Here is a 26830-nt window from a genome sequence, read left to right on the forward strand (position 1 = left end):
TTTTATCTCGGCAACCTGCTGGCTCTTTTTAGTAATTCCTTATTGATGTCGTTAATCAGTTCCGGACCTTCATAAATAAATCCTGTATATAGCTGAACCAGCGTAGCCCCTGCATCCAGCTTCTCCATCGCATCCTTAGCAGAGTGAATTCCTCCAACTCCAATGATTGGAAATGCTCTGTTACTTTTATCGGAAAGGTATTTGATCATGTTTGTACTTCTCTCACGGATGGGTTTTCCGCTTAATCCACCATTTCCTATCTGTGCTAAAACTTCCGGAGAGGTTTTCAGTCCTTCTCTGTTCACGGATGTATTGGAAACTACAATACCATCTATTTTTGTTTCTGCGATCAGATCAATAATTTCATCCAATTGATTGTTATTCAAATCCGGTGCAATTTTAAGCAGTATAGGTTTCTGTACAGATTTTGACTGGTTTATTTTTTTCACTTCCGTAATCAGTTCTCTCAGATAGTCTACGTCTTCCAGTTTGGCGTGGCTTCCTACATTCGGGCAGCTCACATTCAATACAAAGTAATCTACATGAGGATGAAGACCTTCAAAACAGTCTAAGTAATCCTGCGTATAATTTTCCGGACTTGTATCTGTATTTTTCCCGATGTTTCCACCGATAATTATTTTCCCTTTATTGGATTTCAGTTTTTCAATAGCTGCTTCAAGACCGTCATTATTGAATCCCATTCTGTTGATGATTCCGCCATCTTCAATCAAACGGAACAATCTTTTTTTAGGATTTCCGGCTTGCGCTCTTGGAGTTACCGTCCCGATTTCCACAAATCCGAAACCAAGATCTCCCAATTCGTTAAATAACACTGCATTTTTATCGAAACCGGCAGCCAGTCCTACAGGATTTTTAAATTTCAATCCAAAGACTTCTCTTTCCAGACGTTTGTCTTCAATAGGTTTGGGTAAAAACAGTTTGGTAAGAAATCCAAAATTTTTAAGCATTGAAAATGTAAAATGATGAACTTCTTCAGGATCAAATTTGAAAAGGATCGGACGAATGAGCGATTTGTACATTGAAAAAAAGTTTTACAAAATTACTCATTTTAAAATTAATGTTGGATTGATGTATGATATTTTATCGAAATATCTCATACACAGCATCTATAAGATATACATATTGGTGAGATAATTTTTTTAAGCGCTACGATCGCAAAGAAATATTACCATCCTGAAAACATTTTGGTTCGCAAGGGCGTTTCACTAAGCAAAGTACACGCTATCAGTCTTTACTGAACGAAGTGCACTCGCGATCGGAAATAAAAGCTATTTATCAATAACTTTGCGAGCATTGCGTTAAAACAATAGAAACAGAGAAATACCTTCACCATCCTTGTCAAGGTTTAAAACCTTGACAAGGATATTTAAAATCTTAAGGTTTTAATGAAGAGTACGCACTCAAATCGAATTTCAGAATATCCCCTACTCTTTTGAATTCCTCATCTATAGTAGCATTTACGGTGATTCTTTCGTTAGAAATGGGATGATTAAAAATCAATTGATGGGCATGAAGCGTCATTTTGTTGATGTCAAATGTCTGAAGCCACAATTTGTTCTGTTTATTACAGCCATGTTTTCTACAACCTAAAATAGGATGCAAAATATGCTTAAAATGTTTTCTCAGCTGATGAAATCTTCCCGTTTCAGGAATTGCTTCTACCAAAGAATATCTCGAAGTCTGATGTTTTAAAAAAGGTAAATCTATTTCCGAAGTCTGCAAACGACGATAGTTTGTAACCGCATTTTGTTTAACTTCATTTTCATTAACTAAATCATAATCAATGGTTTCTTCTTCTTTTGTCCACCCCCGAAGAATGGCCAGATATTTCTTCTCCACATCGCGTGATGCAAACTGCTCGCTCATGATTCTAAGCGTATCTTTATCCAGAGTAAACAGCAGAACCCCCGAAGTTTTCCGGTCTAACCGGTGTACGGGATACACTTTTTGCCCGATCTGTTTCTTCAACTCCTGAATAGCATAGGTATCAGCTTCTCCGGCATAAAAAGATTTATGAACCAGTAACCCGCTGGGTTTGTTGATGGCAATAAGATGCTCGTCACGATAAAGAATTTCTAACATCCGGCAAAAGTAAAGATTTTTCGATTGATATTATATGCTGCCATCTTTGTAAACCTAACAGGTTTAGACATTCCTTTATCAATAGCCCCGATCTGAGAGAAAATCCCGCAGTGAGGCGGCGGCGCGAAGCAGAGCCGCCGAGCGAGGAATTGCAACGGAGAGCGGGTTCCCGGCTCCTGAAAAATTAAATTGTCAATATTTGTCTGTTTATTAACTGCTTTTTTTATTGAATCTCATGATTTTGGATCCAAATTGCTATTTTTGCATTTCAGACGTAAAAAAATTATGGCAAAGCAAGAAGATGTTTTCAAGAAAGTGATTTCTCACGCTAAAGAATATGGTTTTATTTTCCCATCGAGTGAGATCTATGATGGTTTATCCGCTGTTTATGATTATGGACAGAACGGTGCCGAACTAAAAAATAATATCAAACAATATTGGTGGAAAGCTATGGTACAGCTTAACGAAAATATTGTCGGCATTGATTCGGCGATCCTTATGCACCCAACCACATGGAAGGCATCGGGCCACGTAGACGCTTTCAACGATCCATTGATTGATAATAAAGATTCCAAGAAACGTTTCAGAGCAGACGTTTTGGTGGAAGATTACTGTGCTAAAATTGAAGATAAAGAGAATAAGGAAATCGAAAAGGCAGCGAAAAGATTCGGTGAGGCTTTCGATAAAGATCAGTTTGTTGCTACCAATCCAAAAATTATTGAATACAGAGCAAAAAGAGAGGCTATTCTTTCAAGATTGGCAAAGTCTCTGGAAAATGAAGACCTTGCTGATGTAAAAGCCTTGATTGAGGAGCTTGAGATTGCAGATCCTGATACAGGTTCTAAAAATTGGACTGAAGTAAGACAGTTCAACCTGATGTTCGGAACAAAACTGGGAGCTTCTGCTGACAGTGCAATGGATCTTTATCTGAGACCTGAAACGGCTCAGGGTATTTTCGTTAACTTCTTAAACGTACAGAAAACTTCACGTCACAAGCTTCCCTTCGGTATTGCGCAGATCGGTAAAGCATTCAGAAATGAGATTGTAGCAAGACAGTTTATTTTCAGAATGCGTGAGTTCGAACAGATGGAAATGCAGTTTTTCGTAGCTCCGGGAACAGAACTTGAATTCTATGAACAGTGGAAGCAGAAACGTCTGAACTGGCACAGAGCTTTAGGCTTGGGAGATGAGAACTACAGATTCCACGATCATGAAAAGCTTGCTCACTATGCGAACGCGGCGGCTGATATTGAGTTTAACTTCCCATTCGGATTTAAAGAGCTGGAAGGTATTCACTCAAGAACAGATTTCGACTTAAAAGCGCATGAAGAATTCTCAGGAAGAAAACTACAGTTCTTTGATCCTGAAAGAAACGAAAACTATGTTCCTTATGTAGTGGAAACTTCAGTAGGTTTAGACAGATTATTCCTTTCTATATTCTCTCATTGTTTAAGAGAAGAAACTTTAGAAGACGGTTCAGAAAGAACGGTTTTATCTTTACCTCCGGCATTGGCACCCATTAAAGCAGCTATTCTTCCATTGATGAAGAGAGATGGTCTAGCAGAATATGCAGAAAAGATCTTCAATGATCTGAAATATGATTTCAACCTGTTCTACGAAGAGAAAGATGCTATCGGAAAACGTTACAGAAGACAGGATGCCATTGGTACCCCATACTGTATCACTGTGGATCACGATTCTCTTACAGATCACACGGTAACCATCAGAGACAGAGACACGATGCAGCAGGAAAGAGTTCCTGTTTCAGAGTTGAGAAGAATCATTGATGAAAAAACAAACTTCAGAAATTTACTTTCTAAAATATAGTTGAAAAGCCCTGGTTTCAGGGCTTTTTTATTTTTCGTAACATATGGGTTAATTTATTACTTTTATGTCTCAAATTCTAACCATGAAAAAAATAACTCTGATGATGTTTGGCCTGATCCAGACATTTGCTTTTTCCCAAACTCAGGACCTGACAACACTTGCTGCAGGCGATCACGTAGGAATGAATGCTCTATTTGATGATAAAGATAATTTGTACGGTTACGTTTCTCTCTATTCTTATGGTAAATCCGGTGACAAGACCAAGAAATTTGAGTATGTAATTCTTGATAAAAACCTCAACCCTGTTGCCAATAAGGAGTTTGAAGGAGATATCACGGCAGCCTCTTATCTGGGATATGTTGATTTTAAAGGTCAGATTATCTTAAAGCCTTCCATGATGGATTATTCTCTTGTGAAAAGCAAAGAAATATTTACTCCGGTTTCTATGGTAATAGATCCGAAAACCAACTCCATTACCCGGAAAATATATTACGACTATCTGGAAAACGGTACTTTCAAAGAGATTAACGAACCAAAGAGCTGGAAAGAACAGCGTAAGGAAAACCGTGATGAGAAAAAAGAAAAAGGCTACAACTACGTTTCCGCAGTAGGAGAACTGAAAGAAGGCGGTTATTTTGCTGTTGAATACAAAGATTACGGTAAGTATGAAAACAGCAACAGCCTCATGAGATTTGATGAAAACAAAAAGGAAATCTGGAGGTATCAATACAACACAGACGGCAGCAAAAAACTGTACACTACCCTTTCTGTTCTGGAAAGGGATGAGAACAATATGTACTGCATTATGAAAAAAGTGAATGACAAGCAGAAAACATTCAGTCTCATGGTTCTTGATATGAAAACCGGAAAAGAGAAATCCAGCAAGCCTATTACCGGATTATCTGATGATACCATAGACAATATTGAATCCTTCTACTCCAATTACAGAAAGCTTGATAATGATAAAACCTTTGATGATAAAGTAGTTTTGCTGGGAAGAAACTATGATAACTCAGAATCAGTAGGGTTTGCAAGAATGCTCCTCAACAAATCCGATTTCTCTGTAGATACGAAAACGATTAATTACGAGCCCAACATCTCTGCTTTTCTCCCGAAGCTCAATAAAAATGGTATAGTAGAAAGCGGATACATGCTTCAGACTAAAGACATGTACTTTATGAATGATGGAAGTGTGGGTATTTTATCAGAAAAGTATAAGCCGGCCGGTCAGTATAACGCACCAAAGACGACTGATCTTGTGTACATCTACACGGATAAGGATTTTAAAGTGAAAAATGTTCAGGTTTTTGAAAAGGAAAAATCAAAATGGGTGAACAGCGATTATCTGTTTTCACAGTACCTCAACGGAGGAAAAGACGTGGTATTTTTCTATCGTGATTATCAAAAAGATGAAGTCACCAAACAAAAAAGATGGAATCTGTTTATCAATACCATTATTGATGGAAAATTCAAACAGGAGATTATTCCGATCTCTGAAAAAGATAATTATGCAGTAACGCCATATGTAGGAAAAGAAGGCTATATCCTGCTTCGTGAGTATAACGAGAAAGAGAAATTCAATAAGATCCGTCTGGAAAAATTAAATTATTAAAATAATAAGAACCCTGACAAAACATCAGGGTTCTTTCTTTTATGTTTTGGCTAAAGCCAGCGGAATTTTTATTATTTCAAAAACAGGCTCCCTTCTACTAAGCTCAGGACAATAGCCCATTCCTATCGATATTTCAATCAGTTATAATTAAAATCAGTTTGCTTTTGCCAGCGTCTCATTCGTCTGATAAAAGTCTGCTATATTCTTTATTTCATCAAGACTTAAATTCCACATAAAGTTCAGAAACTGCTGGTAGCTTTCACTTTGATTTTTAGGTTCTATTCTATCCAGATACCGGTTGAGATTATAATTTTTTCTCGCTTCATATATTTTGGAGAAACATCTTCCCAACCAGCTTTTATAATATTTTTCTTCCTCTTCATCCTGCAAAAACTGCATGGCAGCATAAATTCCCAGTCCATAATCTTCCGAATGGAAATAATTGGGTAAAATCTCCATCCTTGCAGTTTTTCTTAATGTTAAAAAAAGGTCTGAAGGTTTTTCCGGACTGACAGGAGTTTTAAGTTCTGTAAAAGTCCTTTTAAGCGCTTCTATTCTTCTGGAAACTTCAGGATGCGATGCCAGAGAATCTTTGTTCAGCTTTTCTTTATAAAAGTTATAATTGTACAGGGAAAAATCTTCCTTTTTCATCCATTTCTCATTGAATGCCTGTCTGGGAAGATTAAACAGTTTTTTATAGGTTTCCACCTTTAATTCCCGTGGAGAGATCGTATCAAAATCCTGTAACCTCTGAAGAGCATTGACAAATTCTGTTTTCCTGAAATCACTGTTTTTAAAAATAACATACCCTAAAGAATCTGCCTGTATTTCATTTTGTCTTCTTTCCACGCTTTTCTTGTAGACTCTGTTTTTAAAAATATCGAAAGCCTTCTGGTTCTGGCTCTGGCTTCTGCTTGTCGTAGTGGATTTGATATTCTCAACCACCAGTTTATCCTGTTTATCCTGTTCTATAATTTTCAAAAAAGTCTTCAGGGAGTGCTCCTCTATTTTATGCCCAAGCTCATGGGAAATCACTGCAGCAATCTGTTCCTCGTTATTCAGCCAGCTGTAAAGACCCATATTGATGACAAAAGTTCCGTCAGCAAGGCAATAGGCATTGGGAGTGTTGTCTTTGGCAATCAGAATTTTAAGATCCTGGGGAATTGCCGGGTTGTTCTTTTTAAGACGTTGAATCATGGACTGTATACTGGTTTCAAATTCAGATTTAAAAATAAAATCCTTATTCTTCACCTGCTTTTCAAAGTCTGTTCCGAACTCTTTATAAATTTTGGATAATTCAGAGCCTGTTTTCCCGGAATATTGAGACTTTAATCTCTTTACAGTCGCTTCATTATTCCCTTCAAAACTCTTTAAAAATGCTTTTCTCTGTATATAATCTGCAGTATCTATCGGTTTATAAATCTGGGCTGTTCCCAGGATTGAAAACAGGAAGTACCCCAATACAAAAATTTTTCTGGTCATAGTTTTCATCAATAAGAACAAAAATAACTTATTTGCTGATTCATTTTAAATTTTATAACCAAATTATTTTAAATTTGTTAAAGACCCATTCATAAAAAATGAGAATACTAAAATATATGATAGGCGGGGCTGTAGCCGGTGCGGCAGCAGCTTATTTTCTGGGATATGATTATTTATTCAATGGCATTTCCAAAACCTACCTGAAAGGAAAATCAAGCGCCCATATTGATGATGGAAATCTTTTCCCGAGCAATCCTGTTGCAACAGAAGAACCTAAACTCTGGGAGGAACATCCGGACTACAATAAAACAGAATTACCTAAACATTTAGTTGAAAACTTAAAACGTTCCAGAACAGCTGCTTTGGTAGTGATAAGGAATGGAAAAATTCTTCATGAACAGTATTGGGATGGCTACAACCAGCTATCACAAACCAATTCTTTTTCTATGGCAAAAGCAGTGACAGTGATGCTTCTGGGAAAGGCACTGGAAGAAGGAATTATTCCAACTCTAGATGAAAAGTTCTCCGATTTTTATCCCGAATTTAAAAACAAACCCTTTGGAAATCAGGTTACCCTTAAGAATTTGGCCCAGATGGAAGCCGGACTGGACTGGAATGAAGATTACAACAATCCTTTTCTTCCCAATGCTAAAGCCTATTATGGAAAAAGCCTTGTAAAAGCTGTATTTTCCCGAAAATTTAAAGAAGAACCAGGTGTAAGATTTGAGTATCAAAGCGGCTCGACACAGCTTCTTGGTTTTGCACTCCGAAAAGCATTGAATCAGCCATTGGCAACTTATTTATCAGAAAAATTCTGGGTCCCGCTGGGAATGGAACAGAATGCGAAATGGAGTACAGATGATCACGGTATGGAAAAAGCCTATTGCTGTATTCATTCCAATGCAAGAGATTTTGCCAAACTGGGGCAGCTTTTTCTGGATGATGGGAAAGCCGGAGATCATCAGATTCTCAATGCAGACTTTATTGAACAGATGAGAACTCCTACTGAAAAGTCTCAAAACATTTATGGAATGGGACTTTGGATCAATCATGACAATCCTGTCAAACATTATTATTTCCTCGGATTACAGGGACAATATATTATCATGGTTCCGGAGCATAATATGGTTATTGTAAAAACCGGGAGCTATTCCAATAATCCTAAGAATGACAGAGGAAGACCTGACCAGGTAAAATTCCTTGTGAATGAAATTGTAGAACTATTCCGATAAACAGTATGGAAAAACATAGCGTAAAAGTTGATGAATACATTGAAAAATCTCCTGATTTTGCAAAACCTATCTTAGATTATCTTCGTGAAATCATTCATGAAGCCAGCCCCGATGTGGAAGAAGCCATCAAATGGAAGTTTCCCACTTTCATGTATAAAGGGAAGATTTTATGTTCCATCACCGCTTTCAAGCAATATTGCAGCCTGGGATTCTGGCTGCATCAGGAAATGAAAGCTTTACAGGAAATAGAAACAAATACTGAAAAAAGTTCAATGTTCAGTTTGGGAAAAATAACCCGTCTTGAAGATCTGCCATCCCAATCTCAGCTGAAAAGAGCAATTAAAGAAGCCATGGAGCTTACAGATATGGGTGTAACGATGAAAAAAGCACCCCCATCCAGGATAGAAATGGAAATTCCTGATTATTTTCAATCTGCTCTGGATGCTCAGCCGAAAGCAAAAGAAATTTTTGAAAAAGCTTCACCATCTTTCAGAAAAGAGTATATTGCATGGCTTACAGAAGCCAAAACAGAAGCTACCAGAAATAAAAGATTGGAACAGTCTTTGGAATGGATAGCCGAAGGTAAAGGCCGCAACTGGAAGTACCAGAAAAAATAAAAAAACACACACAATGAAGAAAAAAATTATTCTCTTTTTCTTCCTGATTATTTCAATTTTTACATTCGCTCAGGAATTTGATTTTGAGAGACAATATAAGTATGCCCGTACACTATCGTCCAAAAATCCGGACAGCTCAGAAATTGTTCTGAATAAGATTATAGATTCTGCACGGAAAAGAAATCTGCCGGAATTTTTAGCAAAAGCTTATTATTTAAAGTCTTTCAACAGCTATCTGAGATCTGATGCTGAGAAAAGTCTTGATTTTGCAGATAAGGCGCTTAAAATAGCGACCCAAAGCGATTACAGCATCGGAAAAGCTCTCGCATACAGAATGCAGGGAACTCAATATGCAAAGCTCGGGCTGCTTAAAGAGTCTTCTGCCAGCCTCCGGAATGCACTCGCTGAAGTAAAAAATAATAATACCGAAGAAGGACATGAGCTGAAAGGAATGATCTATAATTCTTTTTTGATCCTTCTTAACAAGGAACAGTATAAAGAAAAAGCATATTATTCCAAAAGTGCCATTCAGGAATTTCAGAAGCTTAAGAATGTCAACAGAAGAAACGAACTGCTGATTTCCGCTTATACCAATATGGGATATAATTTATCTGAGGTAAAAAAATTCAGGGAGGCTAAACCTTATTTTGTAAAAGCCCTTTCGCTGGTAGGGGAAAACAATTATTATCTTCGGGCAAACATCCTGAATGATATCGGATTTTCTTTTTCAAAACAGAATAAACCGGATAGTGCGGTGCTTTATTATCAGAAATCCCTGGCCATTGTAGATCGGTATGGATTCAATGAAAAAAAGATTGAGGTAACTAAAAATCTTGAAGAAGCCTACGCCCAGCTTCACGACGACACCAATACCGAAAAATATAAAATTGAAAATCTTACATTAAAAGACAGCATTGCTTACAACAAGGCCATGGCCGTCAACAAAACACTTTCTAAAAAAGAAGAAAGCTTTCATCAGCAGCTCAATGAAAGCCATTCTGTCTCAAAAGGGCTTATTATTGCGTGCCTTGCATTGTTAATTGTTTCAGGAGCTGTGATTTTCAATAGCCTTCGTCTCCGTAAAAAACATAAAGAAGCTGTTTCCAGAATTTACAGAGAAGGCATTTCACCCGTTATTTATGAGGAAGATCCACAGGAAATTTCTGAGGATATTCAGGCAAAAAATACCTCTACTCCAACAGAAATAAAAATTTCGCCGGAAGTAGAGGAAAACATATTACAGGGATTAAAAATATTTGAAGAAAATCTTGAGTTTAACAACAAAAACATTTCGCGTTACAATCTTGCCAACACATTGAATATCAACACAAAATATCTTTCAACGGTTATTAAGAAACATAAGAAATTCAATTTCAACCAATACATTAATCATCTGAGGATCAATTACATTGTTAACCAGTTGAAAAATGAACCTCAATACAGAAAGTATAAGATCAATCACCTTGCAGAAATTACGGGATATTCCTCCCACAGTGCTTTTTCTCTTGAGTTCAAAAAGATTACAGGACTTCACCCGTCTGCTTTTATCAAAACCCTTGATGAAATCTCCTGATTACTGTTCTGCTATGGTAAGATTATTATAGCCACCCGTATTGTTGAGTGAAAAATTCGCGAGGTTTGAATTATTTAAATTAAACCAGATATAAGGCATCAGCCTCTGCCCTGCTGTCATGTAGAATGAAGCAGTACAGTTACTTCCTGCATCAATATTTCCTACGCTGTTTGAGGACATGGTATTGGCACATTTTACGGTGTTGATAATATTGGTGACAGCCAGTCCGGCCGTGTTATCGTAAAGCTGCCAGATGGCTTCTATCTGAATAGGATTTAAAGGATCCGTTGTATAATTAATGGCCAGCGGAGCCAGATCTGTAGTGAAAGTGGCTACATAAATTCCATTTCTGGGAGCTGTAAAAATACCTGTCGCAGCATTAAAGCTCGTCCCGGAATTGCTTTCAAAAGTTTTACTCCAGTCTACAAGATAATTGCTTGCTCTGTTCTGTAAACCCGCAGTTATAGTGGGAGCAGCAGGAGTTGCCAGTTTTACATTATTGGTCGTTTTGGCTGCAATAACGATTACTTTATTACTGGCAGGCTGTGCTGTGAGCAAAGGAAGCCATTCATTTCCATTGGAATATTCCACACCGTTGTTATACCGTACGGCACCCTCATCTGCGGCTGCGGCTGTAAGGGCAGATGTTCCAAAACCAATGGCGCCGTTTCCGGAATTTCTGGCATCCACTTTTACGGCTGGAACCAAAGTTCCAACTCCTATTTTCCCTGCACTGTTCACAAGGATATCATTACTCTGCTGGGCTGGAGTAAATGCAGACCCTGAAGCAGGATTATCTTTTTGTCCGTCAATATGCAAAATGCCCTGCGGATTTGGGGTATTGATTCCAATTTGTGAAAATGCACACTGGAAGCTTAACGTCATTAAAATCAGTAAACAATTTTTTTTCATCATGTATGTTTTTATAATCCGAAAATACTTAAAGAAGTTAGCGTAGAATCGGTATCCAGGGTTTTTGAACTTCCCAGTTTCTGATTCAGGCTTACTGTAATATTATCACCCTGGTTCAGGTTGAAAATACCTGAGCAGTTTCCTGCGACGCGGTTTCCAATTGTATTGTTTCCGGGATAACTTCCTACACATTTGAAAACTTTACCGGTTGCGGAAGAGGTAGAATTGGTCTGGATCAAGGTTTCATATCTTGAATCGTCTGCAATACTTCCGGAAGCCAGTGAAAAGGTAAAGGATACAATATATACCCCAGCTTTTGAAGCTGTAAAAGTTCCTGTACCGGCATTAAAGCTGCTGTTCACATCTGTTTTTTTAGTCCAGCCCGTAACGGCAGTCTGTACTCCATTGCTGAAACTTTGTATGGAAGCATTTTCGGCATCCACAAAATCATTGGGAGCCTTATGAGCCAGTGCTACCCAGGCCGTTCCGTTGGAATAGCTCAGATCCTGAGTTCCGGAATTATACCTCATCGCTCCTGCCTTTGCTGCAGACGCAGATTGTGAAGTTCCTCCGATTCCAATAGCATTCAGGCGTTCCCCTGATCTCAGATCCAGTCTTGTTTTGGGAGTTTTTTTTCCTACTCCTACATTTCCGGAAGAAGTAATGACTACATCATCATAATAACTGGAAAGTATTGAGGTATTTGTATTTTTCTGTCCGTCAATATGTACTGCTCCTTCCGGGGAAGACATATTGATTCCTATCTGGGCCTTCATCGCTATGCTGCTGCAAATGACCAGGGCCAGTCCTAATTTTTTTATCATATCCAATGTGTTATTGTTCCAGAATAGAAAGATTTACAAAGCCATATTCATTGCTTGCAGAAGAAGTATCGGTTCTCAGACTCAGGTTGCCATTATAAACAGACTGATAGATATACGGCTGAAGCGTGTCTCCTTTATTGAGCTGAACGCCTGCAACGCAAGATCCTGCCACCTGTGCCTGTTTTGAGATATTGGAGTAAGATTTTACGCATTTTTTTACCGTAGTGCTTCCGTTTACAACATATCTTGCTTCTGAAAAATAGCCTGAAACAATAGGAATTCTTACAAAGTCATACGTAAAAGAAACAAGATATACTCCTGTTCTTGGCGCTGTAAAAATACCTGTTCCGGGAGTAAAGTTTCCTGTCGGGTCGGAAACCTCTGTCCAGCCTGTAATACCTGTAGCAGCCTGATAGGGAATTTTAACGGCAAAGTTCGCAGCCTGAAGGTTGGCTACCACTACTGCCTTTGTTGGGGAAGAAATAAGATCCTGCCATACAATACCATCCGAATACTGCATCTTTCCACCATTCAGCGGATTATACCGTACAGCACCTCCGCCTGCAGCTGATGCTGTCTGACTGGTTTCTCCTATTCCGATTGCATTATCAGTATTGGTGGCTGAGCGCGTATCGATTCTGGTGGCCGGTGTTAAAGTTCCGATTCCGATTTCTCCGGCAGAAGTGATGGCAACATCATTGGAAATTTGGGTAGAGGACGGAGCTCCGGATGAGGGATTATCTTTTGCCCCATCCACATGGAAAATAGTTTGAGGGCCTGAAGTATTAATACCTACTTGAGCTTTTGAATAGCTTATGGTAAAGCATAAGGGAACCAGAATTCCCTTCATCAAAATACTTAGATTTTTCATTTAATTTGTGGTTTTAAAACGAGTACATTTCTTGGTCAAAGATAAATGTAAAAGCACATCCCACACAATAGCCCCGCTTAAGACACAAACACTTAAAATATTGATAATAAGCAAAATAGGATATTATTTTACATTATCAAAATACGGAATTTTATTATTTTACGATAAAACTGAACCCTATTTCGTAAGAAATTTTTAAAGAATTTATGCTTTTGGATGAAAAAGATTATTTCAGAAAAGATTGGATGTCATTAATAAGTTCATTATACGATCTCTCATATTCCGATCTCAATATTGTTCCTGTTTCAGATTCCTCAATAATGACATCATAGCCATTGGTCTTAAAATAGTCGTATGCTGAAATATAAATGAGAACATTTCCCTTCTTCAGTCCTAAAGCTGTAGTATCTGCGTCCCAGTAATCTACAAATTCATATCCGGAAAAGTCTTCCAGTTCAAGTTTATATACTAAATTATTGATTTCAGGTATTTTATTTTCCATTCAATAAGAAATAATAAAGGGAAAAATAAACAGAATTTTTGAATTAAAAATAATGTCAATGAAAATTTAAAGTTAATATAAGAGATACTATTTAACTATTCTATGTCTTGGCAGCCCAATCTCATGTGCCTGTGGATAAGGTTTTCGAAAAGTCATACTCACATCTTCCTTAATCTGTCTGTGGATATCATATTGTTTTTCTTTATCATAAGCGTATCTGGGGTCTGGGATCATTGGCATTTTGGCCATCTTATGAATCGTTACAGTTGGAAAATGAAAATCTACTTCTACTGTTCCCAGTAATAAATAGCAGCCGCCACCCTGAAAGTCATAATTTTTCAGGCTATCCGGAAAATGGGCAGTATCAAAGTAATCTCCATTTGCATCAATCCAGGTTCCGAAATACATCGTTCCTTTTTTGGTTGGAACATGTTTCCTTGAAATAAGATAGGCGAGTATCTTTACCTGTTTTTTATGATATTGCAGCAGATCTTTAACAAAAACAGAACCTCTGTATTGGGTCTGCAGTAAATCAAAAGGGCTGCATGAAACCGGAAAACCAATCAGTTCGATTTCATCGAAAGCATCTTCAAACTGTTCCCTTTTTAATTGCGGAAGTTTAAATTCCTGCACAGGTTCTTCAATCAGCATAAGCCCTCTCTGTTCCGGTTTAAAATTGACCAATAGTAATCGGGCTTCCACCAACAGTTCATTTTTAGGTTTACCTGTGAATCTGAACGCGCCAATAAAAATAAGAATCTGTATTGTTTCAATACCAATGGGAATTCGTCTGATAAAATCTTCCAGCGATTTGTATACTCCGTTTTTTTCGCGTTCTTCAATAATACCATGTGCGACTCTTGTTTCGAGCCCTTCCAAAAGCATCAGCCCCAGGTAAATATCTGTTCCTTTAAGCGTTGCCTTATATTCACTGGTATTCACACAAGGAACCTGAACATTTCCACCTGACATTTTTGCTTCATGGATATAGACTTCGGTGCGGTAAAATCCACCTTGATTGTTAATCACAGAAACCATAAACTCCAACGGATAATATACTTTCAGATAAAGACTTTGGTAACTTTCCACGGCATAAGAAGCGGAGTGAGCTTTGCAGAAAGAATATCCTGCAAAAGACTCAATCTGTCTGTAAGCTTCAGCTGTCATTAGCTCCGAATGACCTTTCGTTTTACATGATGCAAAGAAATTCGCTTTTACCTCCTGAAGCTTTTTGATTGATCTTCCTTTTCCGCTCATTGCCCTACGTAAAATATCACCGTCTGCAAGAGACAGCCCTCCAAAATACTGGGCAATCTTCAGCACATCTTCCTGATAGACCATAATGCCATAAGTTTCCTTTAAGTGCTCTTCAAATATGGGATGAAAATATTCAAACTGCTCAGGATGATTATGTCTGAATATATACTCCCGCATCATACCGCTTTGTGCTACTCCAGGTCTGATAATAGAGGAAGCGGCAACCAATATTCTGTAATTATCACATTTTAATCTTCTTAAGAGTCCTCTCATGGCCGGAGATTCAATATAGAAGCATCCGATAGTTCTTCCTATTGCCAAATATTCGTTAGCTTTCTGTTCATCTTTGGAAATCGTTGTATCCCAGATATTAATATCAATTCCTCTTGTTTTTTTTACAAGGTCTACCGTGTCTTTAATAGTACCCAGCCCACGTTGTGAGAGAATATCCAGTTTTTCCATTTTTATATCTTCTGCCACGTTCATATCAAACTGGGCAATCGGAAAACCTTTGGGGGGCATTTCTAATGCTGTGTAGTGGGTAATGGGCTCTTCCGAAATAAGGATTCCACAGGCATGCATACTTCTTTGGTTAGGAAACTTTTCCAATAACTTACCATATTTCTGCACCTGTTCCACTACTGAATTCCGGTCATGAACTTCCATTGATTTACCTGCCAGATCATCCAACTCTTCCTTGGGCAGACCAAATACCTTTCCTACTTCCCTGAAAATTGATTTGTATTTGAATTCAACATTAGTTCCGCAAAAGGCGACATGGTCTTTTCCATACCTGTTGAAGATATACTCCAATATAGCATCTCTGTTCTGCCAGCTCCAGTCGATATCGAAATCGGGTGGTACCTGGCGGTTAAGATTGAGGAATCTTTCAAAATAAAGGTCAAGCTCCAGAGGGCAAATGTCTGTAATTCCCAGGCAGTAGCTTACAATGGAATTCGCTCCGCTTCCCCTGCCAACATGCATAAATCCCATACTGTTGCTGTAGCGGATAATATCCCAGGTGATCAGAAAATGAGCGCAGAAATTCAGTTCATCAATAACTTTCAGCTCTTTTTCAACTCTTTCTTTTGCCGTCTCATGATCTTTTCCGTACCGTTTTTTCAATCCTAAATAGGCTAATCTTCTGAGAAGTTTTACATCAGATTCTTTGGATTTTTTATAGTGTTGCTTATTCTTTACTTTTCCAAAATCAAATTCAAAGTTACATTGTTCGAGGAGGCTTTTCGTATTTTCAATAATCCGGGGATATCTTTCAAATGCCTTTATCATCTCCTGTTTGGAAATAAAATACTCAGATCTGCGGCACACTTCTCTTTTGGTCAGCTTAGACAGTAGTGTATTGTTGTCAATAGCCCGCAGAATTTTATGCAATTCGTATTCTTCATCAGAACTAAAGGTAACAGGATGAAAAACAACCATTTTAGCGATGTGTTTTTCATATTCGGGACGTATCAGAAAATTTAATTCTTCTATTCTTACTCCTATAAATTCATTGTCTTTCAATTCCCGAGGAATATTACTCATGGGATAAACAATAAATACATCTTTGAATTCAGGAGCAGCTTCAGTCAGTTCTTTACCATTACAATTATGATCTGTAATCATTTTGTTGATCTCACCAATTCCTGAGAATTTTCTGGCTATGCCTACATAAAGAAGTTTCCCCCCGTTTCTGACCTCAACACCGGGAATAGGTTTTATTCCCAGCTCTTCACATGTTTTTTTAAAATCATAAATTCCCGTCACGGTATTGATATCAGTAAGCACCAGCTCTTTGATCCCTAAAGCTTTGGCTTGTGTTACTAATTCCTGTATGGATAATGTTCCATAACGAAGGCTGTGGAAAGAATGACAATTAATAAACATGTTAAAAGATTTAAAATTATTTCCCGAAGTCAAAACCGGAGGCGCGCCCTACCGCATCAGACCCGAAGCGGTTTTTGATATCATCCATTGTCTGATATAAACTCATTTGTTCCTCGGTGTCTTCAAATAGATTCATCTGATGGTTTCCGTGTACTAATCCTGTAAATCTCAGCCCTACCAAACGAAGCCTCATTCTCCTTGTATAGGCTTTATTAAAAAGGTCTAATGCTACCCTGGATAAAGTATGATCAGCAGAGGTATAAGACACTTTACACTGCCTGGTCTCGGTATCGAAATTGGAATATCTTATTTTTACCACCACTATAGATGTCAGCCATTTTTCCTGTCTCAACTGATAGGCCAGCTGCTCTGCCATTCCCGATATCATCCGTTTTAACTCGATAATATCCATGGTATCATTGGTAAAAGTTCTTTCAGTTGAGATAGATTTTCTTTCAGAATAAGGAACAACAGGGTTTTCATCAATTCCGTTGGCCTTTTTCCAGAGTTCCTTTCCGTTAACGCCAATCATCTGCTGCAGAACCAGTACTGGCATTTCAGATAAGGTATGAATCGTCCGGATTCCTATCCTTGATAATAACTGAAAGGTCTTGTCACCCACCATTGGAATTTTTTTAATGGATAAAGGGTTTAAAAATGGTTTCACTTCCATTTCTCTGATTTCCAACCTTCCAACAGGTTTGGCTTCTCCGGTTCCGATTTTTGAAACGGTCTTATTAGTTGACAGAGCAAAACTTATCGGAAGGCCTGTTTCTTTGGTAATCGCCTCAGCAATTTCTTTGGTCCATTGGTAGCAGCCAAAAAACTTATCCATTCCTGATAAATCCAGATAAAATTCATCGATACTTGCTTTCTCCATCAGTGGAACTTTCTCCTGAATAATTTCGGTTACAGTATGTGATAAATTGGAATACATTTCATGATCGCCTTTGATAACTTTTGCATCAGGACAAAGTCTCATCGCCATACGAATTGGCATTGCTGAACGAACCCCAAACTTTCTTGCTTCATAGGAACACGAGGCTACCACTCCACGATCTCCACCCCCTATGATGAGAGGAATACCCTGAAGCTGCGAGTTATTACGCCTCTCGCAGGATACGAAAAATGTATCAAGGTCCATATGTACAATTGCACGATTCACGTTACAAAATTAGAGACTATTTGTCCCAAAATTATTATATTTGCTGGTACAATTTGTCCCAATGTCAACTTTTGCAGATAACATAAGGTTTTTGAGAGTTAAGCGAGGATTATCCCAACAGGCTTTTGCCAATGATATTCTGATCATCAGCAGAGATCGCTACTCCAAATATGAAAGTGGCCGTTCGGAAGCTCCTTACGAAGTTTTAATAAAGATTTCGAAGTACTTCAATATAAGCATTGATTTACTTCTTACTGTTGATATCCGAAAATATCCATTGGAAGATATCCTGAAACTTCCTGATAATAGAATAGTCTTACCTGTTGTTGTAGACCAATTAGGAAACAACAGTATCGAGATAGTTCCGCAAAAAGCATCAATGGGTTATTTATCCGGCTACAGTGACCCGGAATATATTGAAGGGCTGCAAAGGATCACATTTCCTTTTTTAACCAATGGAAAATACCGAGCTTTTCCAGCGCAAGGAGATTCAATGCCTCCTTTTAAAGATGGATCTTACATTATCGGAAAGTATGTGGAAAATATCGAAGATCTGAAACCTGGCAAAAGCTACATATTTGTTACCCTCAATGATGGGATTTCTTACAAGAGATTCGATGCCGGAAAGAAAAAATCAATTACCGTAGTTGCTGATAATCCATTTTACCAGCCTTATGATATTCCATTAGAAGATATTGTGGAGATATGGCAATACGCTTCGAGTATATTTCCAGAGGATTTTGAACCTGACAGCAGAGACCATAACGTAAAAGACATGTTTCTGGAATTACGAAAAGATATTCAGAGATTAGAAAATGTAGCATTTAACGCCAACAAACAATCTCATAAAAAAGTCTAACCTGCCTTTTAGCTGGTTAGACTTTTAAAACTACTGATTATTTACGTCATTACTCAGTATAACTGTCTATTATCCTGTTATAGTATGTCCACTGATTTTCATTAAATCCGATACTATCATCCAAATCTTTTATATACTCTTTTATAGGAAGACATGGATTAAAACTTGTAAAGAAACTCGAAAAATATTCCTTCATATCTTGAGTTTTAAACCCAATAATAGCTACTTCCAAATCTCTTGACCCTGCTATAGCCCATTCATCAGAATTACTTGAGAACAAAGCAATATCATTTGAACTGTAACCTATGGAGTCTATTACATTATTATCCGGTTCCTTATAAAGAATATCTTCAAATTCGTTAAAATCGGTTGAAGTACTAAAGCTAAAAACATTATACTTATTGAATGATAGGAAATAATTTTCTGGTGAAGGATTGATAGTATAAAATATTATCTTTTCAGATTTTATACTTATTAAAAACATAACCAAAGTATCAAAAAACGAATTATCAAAAATATAATCAAAATCAAAAGCTAAATAATATTTTAATTCATTATTAAATATATTATTCTCTATCTCTTTATCAGAATTGAATAATCGTAGAAACCTACTTCTATAATCTTCAAATTCTTGTTTATTTTTTACAAAATCAATCATTGTTATGGTTTTAATCTTATTTTAATGTCTGTTTTTCCTTTTCCATCAGGACTTTTTCTAAAATCTGCTGTTGGGCTTCCTTCTTTACTATTCCGTCTCACCGTATAAGATTTTCCGTCTTTCGAATAAGTAGTTCTCTCTCCATCTGAAGAAGTTGTTTTTTCAAATCCGGATTCTTCTAAATTCTTTTCAAACTCTCCCTGAGAGATATTCGTTTCCCTGTTGTTAACAGCTCTTTTACCAGTCTTTGATTCATAAAGCGAATTTTCTCCATCTTCTTGAGGAACATCTGTTCCATTCACATCTTCTTCAGCTGCATCTTCTGTTTTCATGCTACCATAACCAGCACCAGGATCTGCAATGGTAGTATATCCTGTAGTTGGTGTACTAAGATGATTGTATGTCCACCAAACCCCCGCTGTTGCCAACATTACAGCTGCTACTATATCTGCGGGTCCAGGTGCCGGAGAATCAACTTGTGAGACATATAGGGCCATCATTGCTAAACTACCAGGTCCAGAATTCTTGTTTCCTGCTTGACCTGTAAAGGTTATTTCCTGAATCTGAGTTTCACTCTCTCCACTTGGAAGTACATTAATTGCACTAACTCCCTCTGGACATTCAGGCGGGCACTTTCCAATCAATTCACCTTGCATACCTGTTGGATCAGCAAACTTTATTGGGTTATTCCAAACGTAACTATATGCTTCATGAGTATATTGACTCCTTGGATCAATTACACTCCATCTTCCCAAATCCGGCATATAGAATCTTGCGCCATAATCATACATTCCAGTCTCCTGCAATTCCTTACCATTGTATTTGTAACTATACAATCCTCCAAAATTAGAAAGACTAAACATTCCTGAGATGTGGTTTAACCCAAATGGATAATAGTCGTTTGTATCTGTTACTTCAAGAACTCCTGCACTGTTTTTGGCAAAACTTACCCTGGCATTGTCTAAATGATCTTTATACTGGTAAATATAACGGTTTTCTGTGAAACTGTAAAAACCTTCCGCTGTAGGTACAAAATCCAGTATCCATCTTGGGGGGAGTTCCAGATCAGGAAAAACTTTACTGATACTTCCATAAGCCTGTTGTTCAAAAGCAGACTCTGTACGACAGGTTATACATATTCCGTCACCTTCTCTATAAGTATACTGAAACCCATCTAAATAATCAGTTGTAGTGTAACTGGTTGAACCTCTTACAGGTCTGCTTGAATAGATTTTTCTAAGCTTAGTTCCGTCTGCACGGTAAAGATAGCTCAGACCTATATACATAGGAAGCCCAAACTTGTTATCCTGAATTGAATAGGAGTTGGGTAAATTTAAATAATTATAAACAATAGAATAGATCCCCTTATCATTCATAGTGGTCATATTTCCATTTGCATCATAATCAATCATATTATTCCCGCCTTCATACCCTGCATCATTCATGGCAGATTCTATAACTTGATTCAAACGGTTTCCTGTGTATTTATACTCCAGGTTATCTACCAAAGTAGAGGTTCCTCCCGATACAGGAATCGCATTTCTTTTCAAGGTATTGATATTTCCGTTCAGGTCATAAGTAAGGTATTCATCAAAATTACCATTAGCAGGATTAGTGGCATTAGGTTCTGAGTAGAAGCCATTTTTTAAACGATTCAGGGAATCATACTGATAATTATATCTTTTCAAAATATCTTCTGAAGAATTTCTCCAGTCTATCTCTGCAATATTTCCATTAAATCTGCCAGGTGAATTTGTGGAGTTTAATGGATTATTGTACTTTATTTCATATCCAAATAATTTTCCATTCAGATTAGAAGGATCATTGATTTTAGTCAACCACCCTCTGATATTATATCTGTAATCTACTGTTTGTAAAGGATTAATAATATCCGTTCCACCTATTTTTTTAGATTCAAGCTGGGTAAGTTCATTATACTTGTTCTGGGTAAGGATTTCAACAGGGTTGGCGTCTACCTGGTGTTTATGTACGAGCAGTCTGTTTTGGTTATCATATTCAAAATTTTCTGTGATTACCCTTTCCTGATCTGTTTCCAGCCTTTTATGCTTAGTGATTACAGTTTGGACTACTCCTACAAAATCCAGCCTAGATTCTGTTTTAGTATAACCGCCCAGATGATTAATAGAATGTGTACCAATTATTCTGGCCTTATTGTCATAATAAGTATAATTCTTTGTCCAGCTATCATCTTCAATATTTTTAACAAAACTCATTACTGGTAAATTCTTAGTACTTAAAATATTACCAATAGAATTATCTGTTAGTGTATTTGCACCCAATATGCTAGATGGAAAAACAGGATTAAAACTATAGGATTGATAAGTGTCATAATAGTTTATACTTAGTATAGTCATACTCTCTGTTGGAAAAGCATTTTTAGTGTAATACACATCCATCCCATTTATTGAAAACGGAGCAGTACTTCTTTCTTCATTATTCCCAGGATTAGCTGTCATGTTATTTATGGCAGTTTGCAAATCTACTCTAGTAGATGTATTAGCAAAAAATCCTGTATAGACAATCCTTCCAAATTTATCATACTTATTAAATAACCAACCTTTCTTTTTAAAGCTATTTTCTAATGTTCGTAAAGCTGGATCTTGAGTTAGTACCTTTCTGTTTTGCTTATCATAGATAATATACTCCCATCCTTTACCTGGTACTTTCTTTTCTACCAGTCTACCTTTGTTATCATACTTATACTCATAATAAAGTTTTTCAAGCGTACTAGGCTCAACAGTTGGTGCAGAGGCAAGTGGTGGAATTACATATACTAATCGATCATAATCATCATAAACATAATAAGTATCAGCATTTTCAGTAGAGCTCAATATCTTTCTAACTAATATTATTTGCTCTTTACTATTTTTAAATTTAATACTTTTATTTCCATCCTCATCAATTACAGTATTTTTATATAATTGATTTGCATCAAAATATTGAAGAAGCTTTACCGAAGGCTTAAAAACTTTATTTATTGCATCCCATTCTGTAATTGTTTCGTATTTTCTTACATAATCTTCAAAAATATTTACATCATAACCAAATTGTACTGATTTCCCATCCCAACCAATTCCTAATGGTTTTTCCTCTTTTATCCTATTTAAAGATGAGTTTTCTATTACTCTTTCAGAATATATTTTCTCACTTCCATAAATTTCCGGATCAGTAGCATTACTTAATGGGTTAGAATAAATAGCTCCATTCTGGGTAGAGCTTTGAGGAACTGGAAGAAAGTTTTTGATTTGTCTTCCAGAATTATCATATTCTATATGTTTTACTATATCTTTTCCCTTTGGAGATCCCTTCACATTAATCGTTTGTTTAGGTGCTCCTAATCTGTTAAAATATTTTATTGTATTAATTTGCTTAGCTGTTGAACTACTCACACTAACAGGCTCCAAATACTCCTTTTTCTGTATATAATTTTCTCCTGTACTTGGAGAACTTTGAGCATATATTACCCCAGTACAAGCAAAAATTTTAATTAAAATTATAGTTTTTCTCATTTATTACTAGTTTTTATCATATTCAAAATATAAAGTTGCTGAACTGCCTGAGTTTCCTCCTGTAGATCTTACTGTAACATCTCCAGCTGGGCCTAATGATACACTCCATCCACCATCATTGGAGGACACATCTATATTTTTATAAGAATTTGGCCTACATAAACTATCTAATGTTCCTATAAACACTCCATTAGACCAATTGGGTGTAGATCCGTTGTAGCCAGTTATGGGAAAACTTAGAATAACCTTTATATGTCCGAAAGAAGTTTCTTGGAAAGAAGAGTAATAAATATCTGCAAGATGTGTAGGAGTAATAGTACATACATAAGGTTTACATACTCCATTATTATTCACATAGTTTTGACCATTAACATTAACATCATTTTGGGCCTTTTGGTCAGCATCGGCTTGACTTAAAGTAGATGTATACTTCCCTGCAGGAACAGTATAGAGACTTGCTTCCGGTAGAGTTCCTGGCCCACAATTAGCTCTTAAGAAACTTCCACTTTTTGTATTACTGTAAAATATTCTCGAAGCGAAATTGTAATTATATTCCTTTAAAATGTTTCCTTCCTGATCTAGAATTTTTTGCAACTTATTATATGCATCATATTTATAAACAGTTTTAACTCCTGTCTCGTTATATTCTGTTTTTATTCCTATTAAAGTATTATAAGTATAGGTAGAAATTTTAAAGTTTTTAAATTCTGCCTTCTTTCTAAATATTTCTAAATTAGAAATTAATTCACCTTCGGTTCCGTCATTGATATGTAAATCTGACTTCTTAACAATATCCAAATCTAAATAAGAATTAGAATTATTTGGATCCAAAGAGAATGCTTGCATCACCTCTGCATAAGTCGCGCCCTCAATTTTTGCAATTAATGAGTTTTGGCCATATCCCCAAATAAAAGTTGTTGGGGTCTGTACAGAATTTTTTACTTCAATAATGTTTCCCTTATTATCATAGCGAGTAAAGTAAGTCTTATCAGAATCATCCTGTGGATAACCTTTTATTTTTTCTGTTAAATTAATACTCCCACTAGGCGTGTAAATAAATTTATCAATATTGGAAATAGTAAATTTTCCATTTTTAAACTCTTTACTCCCAACAGGCATTGTTTTAACATTATCATCAGTAGACATCTGTTGGTTAAATTGATCGCCTTGTTCAAAACTATATAAAAATTCACTTTTATATGTATCTGCGCCTAAGTAATCTGTAGTACTCTTTAACAAATTATAAGCATCTAGATAACTATAAACCTTATTTTTAGTGAGACTTCGACTATTAAAAAAGTCAGTTGTCTTTACCTCTAATAGGTTATTACGATACATTCTGCTATCCTTTCCTACGGTAAACGAGCCTGTACTAGTCCCAGGAACGAGGTTGAACAATGCAGCAGGAATCTTTACATTAACTCCAGGTCCTGTATAATCAAAAGCAAAAGTATATGGTATGTTATTATCTTGTATATATTGCTGGTTCGCATCATACCTAATCATATCCATTATAGGAAAGTCCTTATTTTCTAAAGTATATTTATATTCTGTCTTTCTAATTAAATCATTTGAATCATTATATTCATTTCTTTCTAATAGTTGCCCCACGAGAGGATGTTTTAACATATACAAAAACGATTCTGATCCAACAGGAAAATAATAATTATAAAGATCAAAGTTTGCATTTGTAACTGTATTTATAGCAGTCACTTTTTGAGGATTATCACTTATTGAAGAATATTTTTCAACTATTTTCCCACCATTAGGGAGTTTCTCTGTTACGTTTTCATATTGAACAGTACCTCCGTTATAAGTAGTTTCTTTTCCATATAGATTTTGTGAAAGGACTGGATTGGCAACACCAGTTTTTCCATTACTTATTATTGGGAGGTGAGCAATTTGCCCACCAGAATATTGATATGTGGTAGTATAAATTTTACCATCATCAATTAAATCAATACTAGCAATTCTTATACCTGCTCCAGATATTTGCTGCCCTTTCCAATTAAATGTATTTAATTCATAATTAAAGTTTTGCAATCCTTGAGTTCTATACTGAATTGATTTTAGGCTCCAAGCTCTTGAATCCTCTAATGTTGAAAGTTCTTGATTATATCCACCGTAGTTTACTAAAACTGGAGATAAAGCAGGTATTATCAATGTTGAATAATAATCTAAACTAAAACCTCCTTGTGTTTCTGTATACTTATACATATTCGGTTTTCTTGGCATCCGCTTATTAGCATATTTTTTTCCATATTCTTTGGTCGGCCAATCTATAGGATCCCATTCGTTATTTGATAACAAATATGATGTTGCAGCAGGATCTAAGGGTGACTTATAGCCAAAAGGATCCACATGATAAGTTCCTATTTTAGGCTGATCACGATCCTCATAATAGCTAAATATATTATAATCAACAATATTTTGCATTTCTACATCAGAATATTTATAAACTGATGTTAACTTCAATCTACGACATTGTTCCACATTATATGTCAGATTATAATCTGTACATTTTGAATCAAAATAACTATAATTAAAAACGTACATCCATTTAAGATTACCCTTATAATCCTTAATATAGACTTTGGATAAATAAGGATCTTTATTGTGACCAACCCAATTTGTTGGGCTGCTTAACAATATATCAAGAGATTTACTATCGTCTCTACCATTAATATATTCAAAATCAATGATTTCTTTATCAGTTTTAATTTGAGTTATATTTTTTTTAATAAAGCCATCATAATCCTGGGTTACTGCATCCTGTATTGAATTGGGTGCCTGATAATCTCCATCATAACCAAGTCTTAGTACATTATAGGTTGCTCCCTGCCTAATATAATCATTTATACCACTATGCACCATGTATGAAAAAAGCACCTTTTTCTTCGTTATATTATCTGTAATAGAACTGATGTGATATTTATTAACATTTCTAGTTACTTCACTAGAACGTGTAGAAGTATAGTTTGCACCAGAATCTGTTAGATGCCCTAAATCAGAGGCACTTGATGGTATTTGTACCGAGAAGTCATTAAAGTCATAAGTAAAGTGATCTTTAATGATATTAATTTTCTGTACATCCTTATAAGCTAAAAATATAGAATTACACCCCAAATTCTGATGATGTCCTAAAAAATATACTGGAACTTTGGTAAGCCCAGGATTAGATGGGCATAAGTGCCCCGAAGAATATTCACGATAAAATCCATATTTGTTTACAAAATTAGGATCAAATCTTTCATAAGTAAGTGATATTTTTTGCCCATTAAAGGGATTAATATGTACTGGTTGTAAGTTAGGGTCAATATAAAACGAAGAGTTTAATCCTAAAAAATTCACATCATATACATCAGGTAAATCTTTATTATAGGATGGCATTGAGTTACTAAAATCCATGGTAATAGACGAAAGATACCCTAAGCAAAATTCATATAACTTACTTAAACCAAAAGAGTATTGTATATTTGACTTTGCATCATTTATTTTCACAATATTTTTATTGATTTCCCCTCCAGTATTTAATGCCCAACCTAATCCGACCTCAGTAGCAAATTGATCAGCTTTAACTCCCCCAGAATTATAAACAAGTTCAATCGGAATCTTTAACCCTTGAAAGTCAATTTCATACAAAGGAATTTTAACATTAACCTTACCTACAACTTTATTTAAACCAAATGGTTCTATCTTATTAAATTGGAATAAATCTCTGTTAGTATTGGGAGTTTGTGTATTATATTGAGAGCCATCATTATCAGTAGAATTTTTACTCGTAGTTCCACCAAGAGATGATATTTTGTCTAAAGACCTAAGAATATCACTTTTGGCCATTGAGTCTATTACACTTTTTTGAGAATATATACTACCATAGCTATATAATAGAAATATTAAAAATATTTTTTTCATTATT

At 36.2% G+C, this 26830-nt stretch carries 18 protein-coding genes; 6 read left to right on the plus strand and 12 right to left on the minus strand.

All coding sequences use genetic code 11. The features are described from left to right. Positions 1 to 2: 2 nt before the first annotated feature. Positions 3 to 1040: a quinone-dependent dihydroorotate dehydrogenase gene (locus AC5YGI_RS01050; RefSeq protein WP_496167307.1), complete on the minus strand. Its 1038-nt coding sequence runs from the start codon at positions 1038 to 1040 to the stop codon at positions 3 to 5. Between the two features lie 355 nt (positions 1041 to 1395). Next, positions 1396 to 2103: a pseudouridine synthase gene (locus AC5YGI_RS01055; protein ID WP_280213234.1), complete on the minus strand. Its 708-nt coding sequence runs from the start codon at positions 2101 to 2103 to the stop codon at positions 1396 to 1398. Between the two features lie 285 nt (positions 2104 to 2388). On the opposite strand from AC5YGI_RS01055, the gene AC5YGI_RS01060 reads away from it, so the two are divergent. Both AC5YGI_RS01060 and AC5YGI_RS01065 read left to right on the plus strand, forming a co-directional pair. Continuing rightward, entirely contained in the window at positions 2389 to 3930 is a 1542-nt protein-coding gene (locus tag AC5YGI_RS01060; protein WP_446107020.1) for a glycine--tRNA ligase, read from the plus strand. 82 nt (positions 3931 to 4012) lie between these two features. Then, complete coding sequence (locus tag AC5YGI_RS01065) at positions 4013 to 5542, plus strand: hypothetical protein (protein ID WP_496167308.1); 1530 nt, start codon at positions 4013 to 4015, stop codon at positions 5540 to 5542. 153 nt (positions 5543 to 5695) lie between these two features. Here the strand turns inward: AC5YGI_RS01065 and AC5YGI_RS01070 are convergent, their stop codons facing one another. After that, the gene (locus AC5YGI_RS01070) at positions 5696 to 7024 is read right to left on the minus strand and encodes a M48 family metalloprotease (RefSeq protein ID WP_446107021.1); all 1329 of its coding nucleotides are present in this window, start codon (positions 7022 to 7024) and stop codon (positions 5696 to 5698) included. 98 nt (positions 7025 to 7122) lie between these two features. Between AC5YGI_RS01070 and AC5YGI_RS01075 the strand changes: the two genes are divergently transcribed. Genes AC5YGI_RS01075 through AC5YGI_RS01085 form a run of 3 tightly spaced genes read left to right on the plus strand, consistent with a single transcriptional unit; the run spans position 7123 to position 10446 of the window. Next, entirely contained in the window at positions 7123 to 8256 is a 1134-nt protein-coding gene (locus AC5YGI_RS01075) for a serine hydrolase domain-containing protein (protein ID WP_330744936.1), read from the plus strand. A 5-nt stretch (positions 8257 to 8261) separates the two neighbouring features. Continuing rightward, positions 8262 to 8873 (plus strand): YdeI/OmpD-associated family protein, encoded by a 612-nt coding sequence (locus AC5YGI_RS01080; protein WP_330744935.1) that lies wholly within the window; start codon positions 8262 to 8264, stop codon positions 8871 to 8873. A 13-nt stretch (positions 8874 to 8886) separates the two neighbouring features. Beyond that, positions 8887 to 10446, plus strand: coding sequence for a tetratricopeptide repeat protein (locus AC5YGI_RS01085; RefSeq protein ID WP_330744934.1), 1560 nt, complete (start codon positions 8887 to 8889; stop codon positions 10444 to 10446). On the opposite strand, the gene AC5YGI_RS01090 is transcribed toward AC5YGI_RS01085, so the two are convergent. The 6 genes from AC5YGI_RS01090 to dinB form a co-directional block, all read right to left on the minus strand. Beyond that, complete coding sequence (locus AC5YGI_RS01090; protein ID WP_330744933.1) at positions 10447 to 11361, minus strand: hypothetical protein; 915 nt, start codon at positions 11359 to 11361, stop codon at positions 10447 to 10449. It abuts the gene before it with no gap. An 8-nt stretch (positions 11362 to 11369) separates the two neighbouring features. Beyond that, positions 11370 to 12182, minus strand: coding sequence for a hypothetical protein (locus tag AC5YGI_RS01095; RefSeq protein WP_330744932.1), 813 nt, complete (start codon positions 12180 to 12182; stop codon positions 11370 to 11372). A gap of 10 nt (positions 12183 to 12192) precedes the next feature. Beyond that, positions 12193 to 13053, minus strand: a complete 861-nt coding sequence (locus AC5YGI_RS01100; protein WP_330744931.1) for a complement C1q domain-containing protein — start codon at positions 13051 to 13053, stop codon at positions 12193 to 12195. A gap of 226 nt (positions 13054 to 13279) precedes the next feature. Then, positions 13280 to 13555 (minus strand): hypothetical protein, encoded by a 276-nt coding sequence (locus tag AC5YGI_RS01105; protein ID WP_330744930.1) that lies wholly within the window; start codon positions 13553 to 13555, stop codon positions 13280 to 13282. A gap of 87 nt (positions 13556 to 13642) precedes the next feature. Further along, positions 13643 to 16699, minus strand: a complete 3057-nt coding sequence (locus tag AC5YGI_RS01110; RefSeq protein ID WP_330744929.1) for a DNA polymerase III subunit alpha — start codon at positions 16697 to 16699, stop codon at positions 13643 to 13645. 16 nt (positions 16700 to 16715) lie between these two features. Further along, positions 16716 to 17864, minus strand: coding sequence for a DNA polymerase IV (gene dinB / locus AC5YGI_RS01115; RefSeq protein WP_330744928.1), 1149 nt, complete (start codon positions 17862 to 17864; stop codon positions 16716 to 16718). 91 nt (positions 17865 to 17955) lie between these two features. On the opposite strand from dinB, the gene AC5YGI_RS01120 reads away from it, so the two are divergent. Beyond that, complete coding sequence (locus AC5YGI_RS01120; protein ID WP_330744927.1) at positions 17956 to 18723, plus strand: XRE family transcriptional regulator; 768 nt, start codon at positions 17956 to 17958, stop codon at positions 18721 to 18723. Between the two features lie 49 nt (positions 18724 to 18772). Here the strand turns inward: AC5YGI_RS01120 and AC5YGI_RS01125 are convergent, their stop codons facing one another. The 3 genes from AC5YGI_RS01125 to AC5YGI_RS01135 are packed head-to-tail and all read right to left on the minus strand — an operon-like array spanning position 18773 to position 26826. Beyond that, positions 18773 to 19381 carry a hypothetical protein gene (locus AC5YGI_RS01125; protein WP_123869400.1) on the minus strand — a complete coding sequence of 203 codons (609 nt, stop codon included), beginning with the start codon at positions 19379 to 19381 and terminating at the stop codon, positions 18773 to 18775. 2 nt (positions 19382 to 19383) lie between these two features. Beyond that, positions 19384 to 22911, minus strand: coding sequence for a DUF6443 domain-containing protein (locus AC5YGI_RS01130; RefSeq protein WP_496167309.1), 3528 nt, complete (start codon positions 22909 to 22911; stop codon positions 19384 to 19386). A 6-nt stretch (positions 22912 to 22917) separates the two neighbouring features. Next, on the minus strand, positions 22918 to 26826 hold the full coding sequence (locus tag AC5YGI_RS01135) for a DUF5977 domain-containing protein (RefSeq protein WP_330744925.1): 3909 nt from the start codon (positions 26824 to 26826) through the stop codon (positions 22918 to 22920). Between the last annotated feature and the right edge of the window lie 4 nt (positions 26827 to 26830).

Source organism: Chryseobacterium sp. CS3K3.1 (assembly GCF_059515165.1).

What these genes read in the sequence shown, in the direction of transcription:
- AC5YGI_RS01125 (WP_123869400.1), bottom strand. Translation starts at nt 19,381, where the DNA reads ATGATTGATTTTGTAAAAAATAAACAAGAATTTGAAGATTATAGAAGT.
- AC5YGI_RS01055 (WP_280213234.1), bottom strand. Translation starts at nt 2,103, where the DNA reads ATGTTAGAAATTCTTTATCGTGACGAGCATCTTATTGCCATCAACAAA.
- AC5YGI_RS01065 (WP_496167308.1), top strand. Translation starts at nt 4,013, where the DNA reads ATGAAAAAAATAACTCTGATGATGTTTGGCCTGATCCAGACATTTGCT.
- AC5YGI_RS01100 (WP_330744931.1), bottom strand. Translation starts at nt 13,053, where the DNA reads ATGAAAAATCTAAGTATTTTGATGAAGGGAATTCTGGTTCCCTTATGC.
- AC5YGI_RS01095 (WP_330744932.1), bottom strand. Translation starts at nt 12,182, where the DNA reads ATGATAAAAAAATTAGGACTGGCCCTGGTCATTTGCAGCAGCATAGCG.
- AC5YGI_RS01110 (WP_330744929.1), bottom strand. Translation starts at nt 16,699, where the DNA reads ATGTTTATTAATTGTCATTCTTTCCACAGCCTTCGTTATGGAACATTA.
- AC5YGI_RS01075 (WP_330744936.1), top strand. Translation starts at nt 7,123, where the DNA reads ATGAGAATACTAAAATATATGATAGGCGGGGCTGTAGCCGGTGCGGCA.
- AC5YGI_RS01135 (WP_330744925.1), bottom strand. Translation starts at nt 26,826, where the DNA reads ATGAAAAAAATATTTTTAATATTTCTATTATATAGCTATGGTAGTATA.
- AC5YGI_RS01130 (WP_496167309.1), bottom strand. Translation starts at nt 22,911, where the DNA reads ATGAGAAAAACTATAATTTTAATTAAAATTTTTGCTTGTACTGGGGTA.
- AC5YGI_RS01080 (WP_330744935.1), top strand. Translation starts at nt 8,262, where the DNA reads ATGGAAAAACATAGCGTAAAAGTTGATGAATACATTGAAAAATCTCCT.
- AC5YGI_RS01070 (WP_446107021.1), bottom strand. Translation starts at nt 7,024, where the DNA reads ATGACCAGAAAAATTTTTGTATTGGGGTACTTCCTGTTTTCAATCCTG.
- AC5YGI_RS01085 (WP_330744934.1), top strand. Translation starts at nt 8,887, where the DNA reads ATGAAGAAAAAAATTATTCTCTTTTTCTTCCTGATTATTTCAATTTTT.
- AC5YGI_RS01050 (WP_496167307.1), bottom strand. Translation starts at nt 1,040, where the DNA reads ATGTACAAATCGCTCATTCGTCCGATCCTTTTCAAATTTGATCCTGAA.
- AC5YGI_RS01090 (WP_330744933.1), bottom strand. Translation starts at nt 11,361, where the DNA reads ATGATGAAAAAAAATTGTTTACTGATTTTAATGACGTTAAGCTTCCAG.
- AC5YGI_RS01105 (WP_330744930.1), bottom strand. Translation starts at nt 13,555, where the DNA reads ATGGAAAATAAAATACCTGAAATCAATAATTTAGTATATAAACTTGAA.
- AC5YGI_RS01060 (WP_446107020.1), top strand. Translation starts at nt 2,389, where the DNA reads ATGGCAAAGCAAGAAGATGTTTTCAAGAAAGTGATTTCTCACGCTAAA.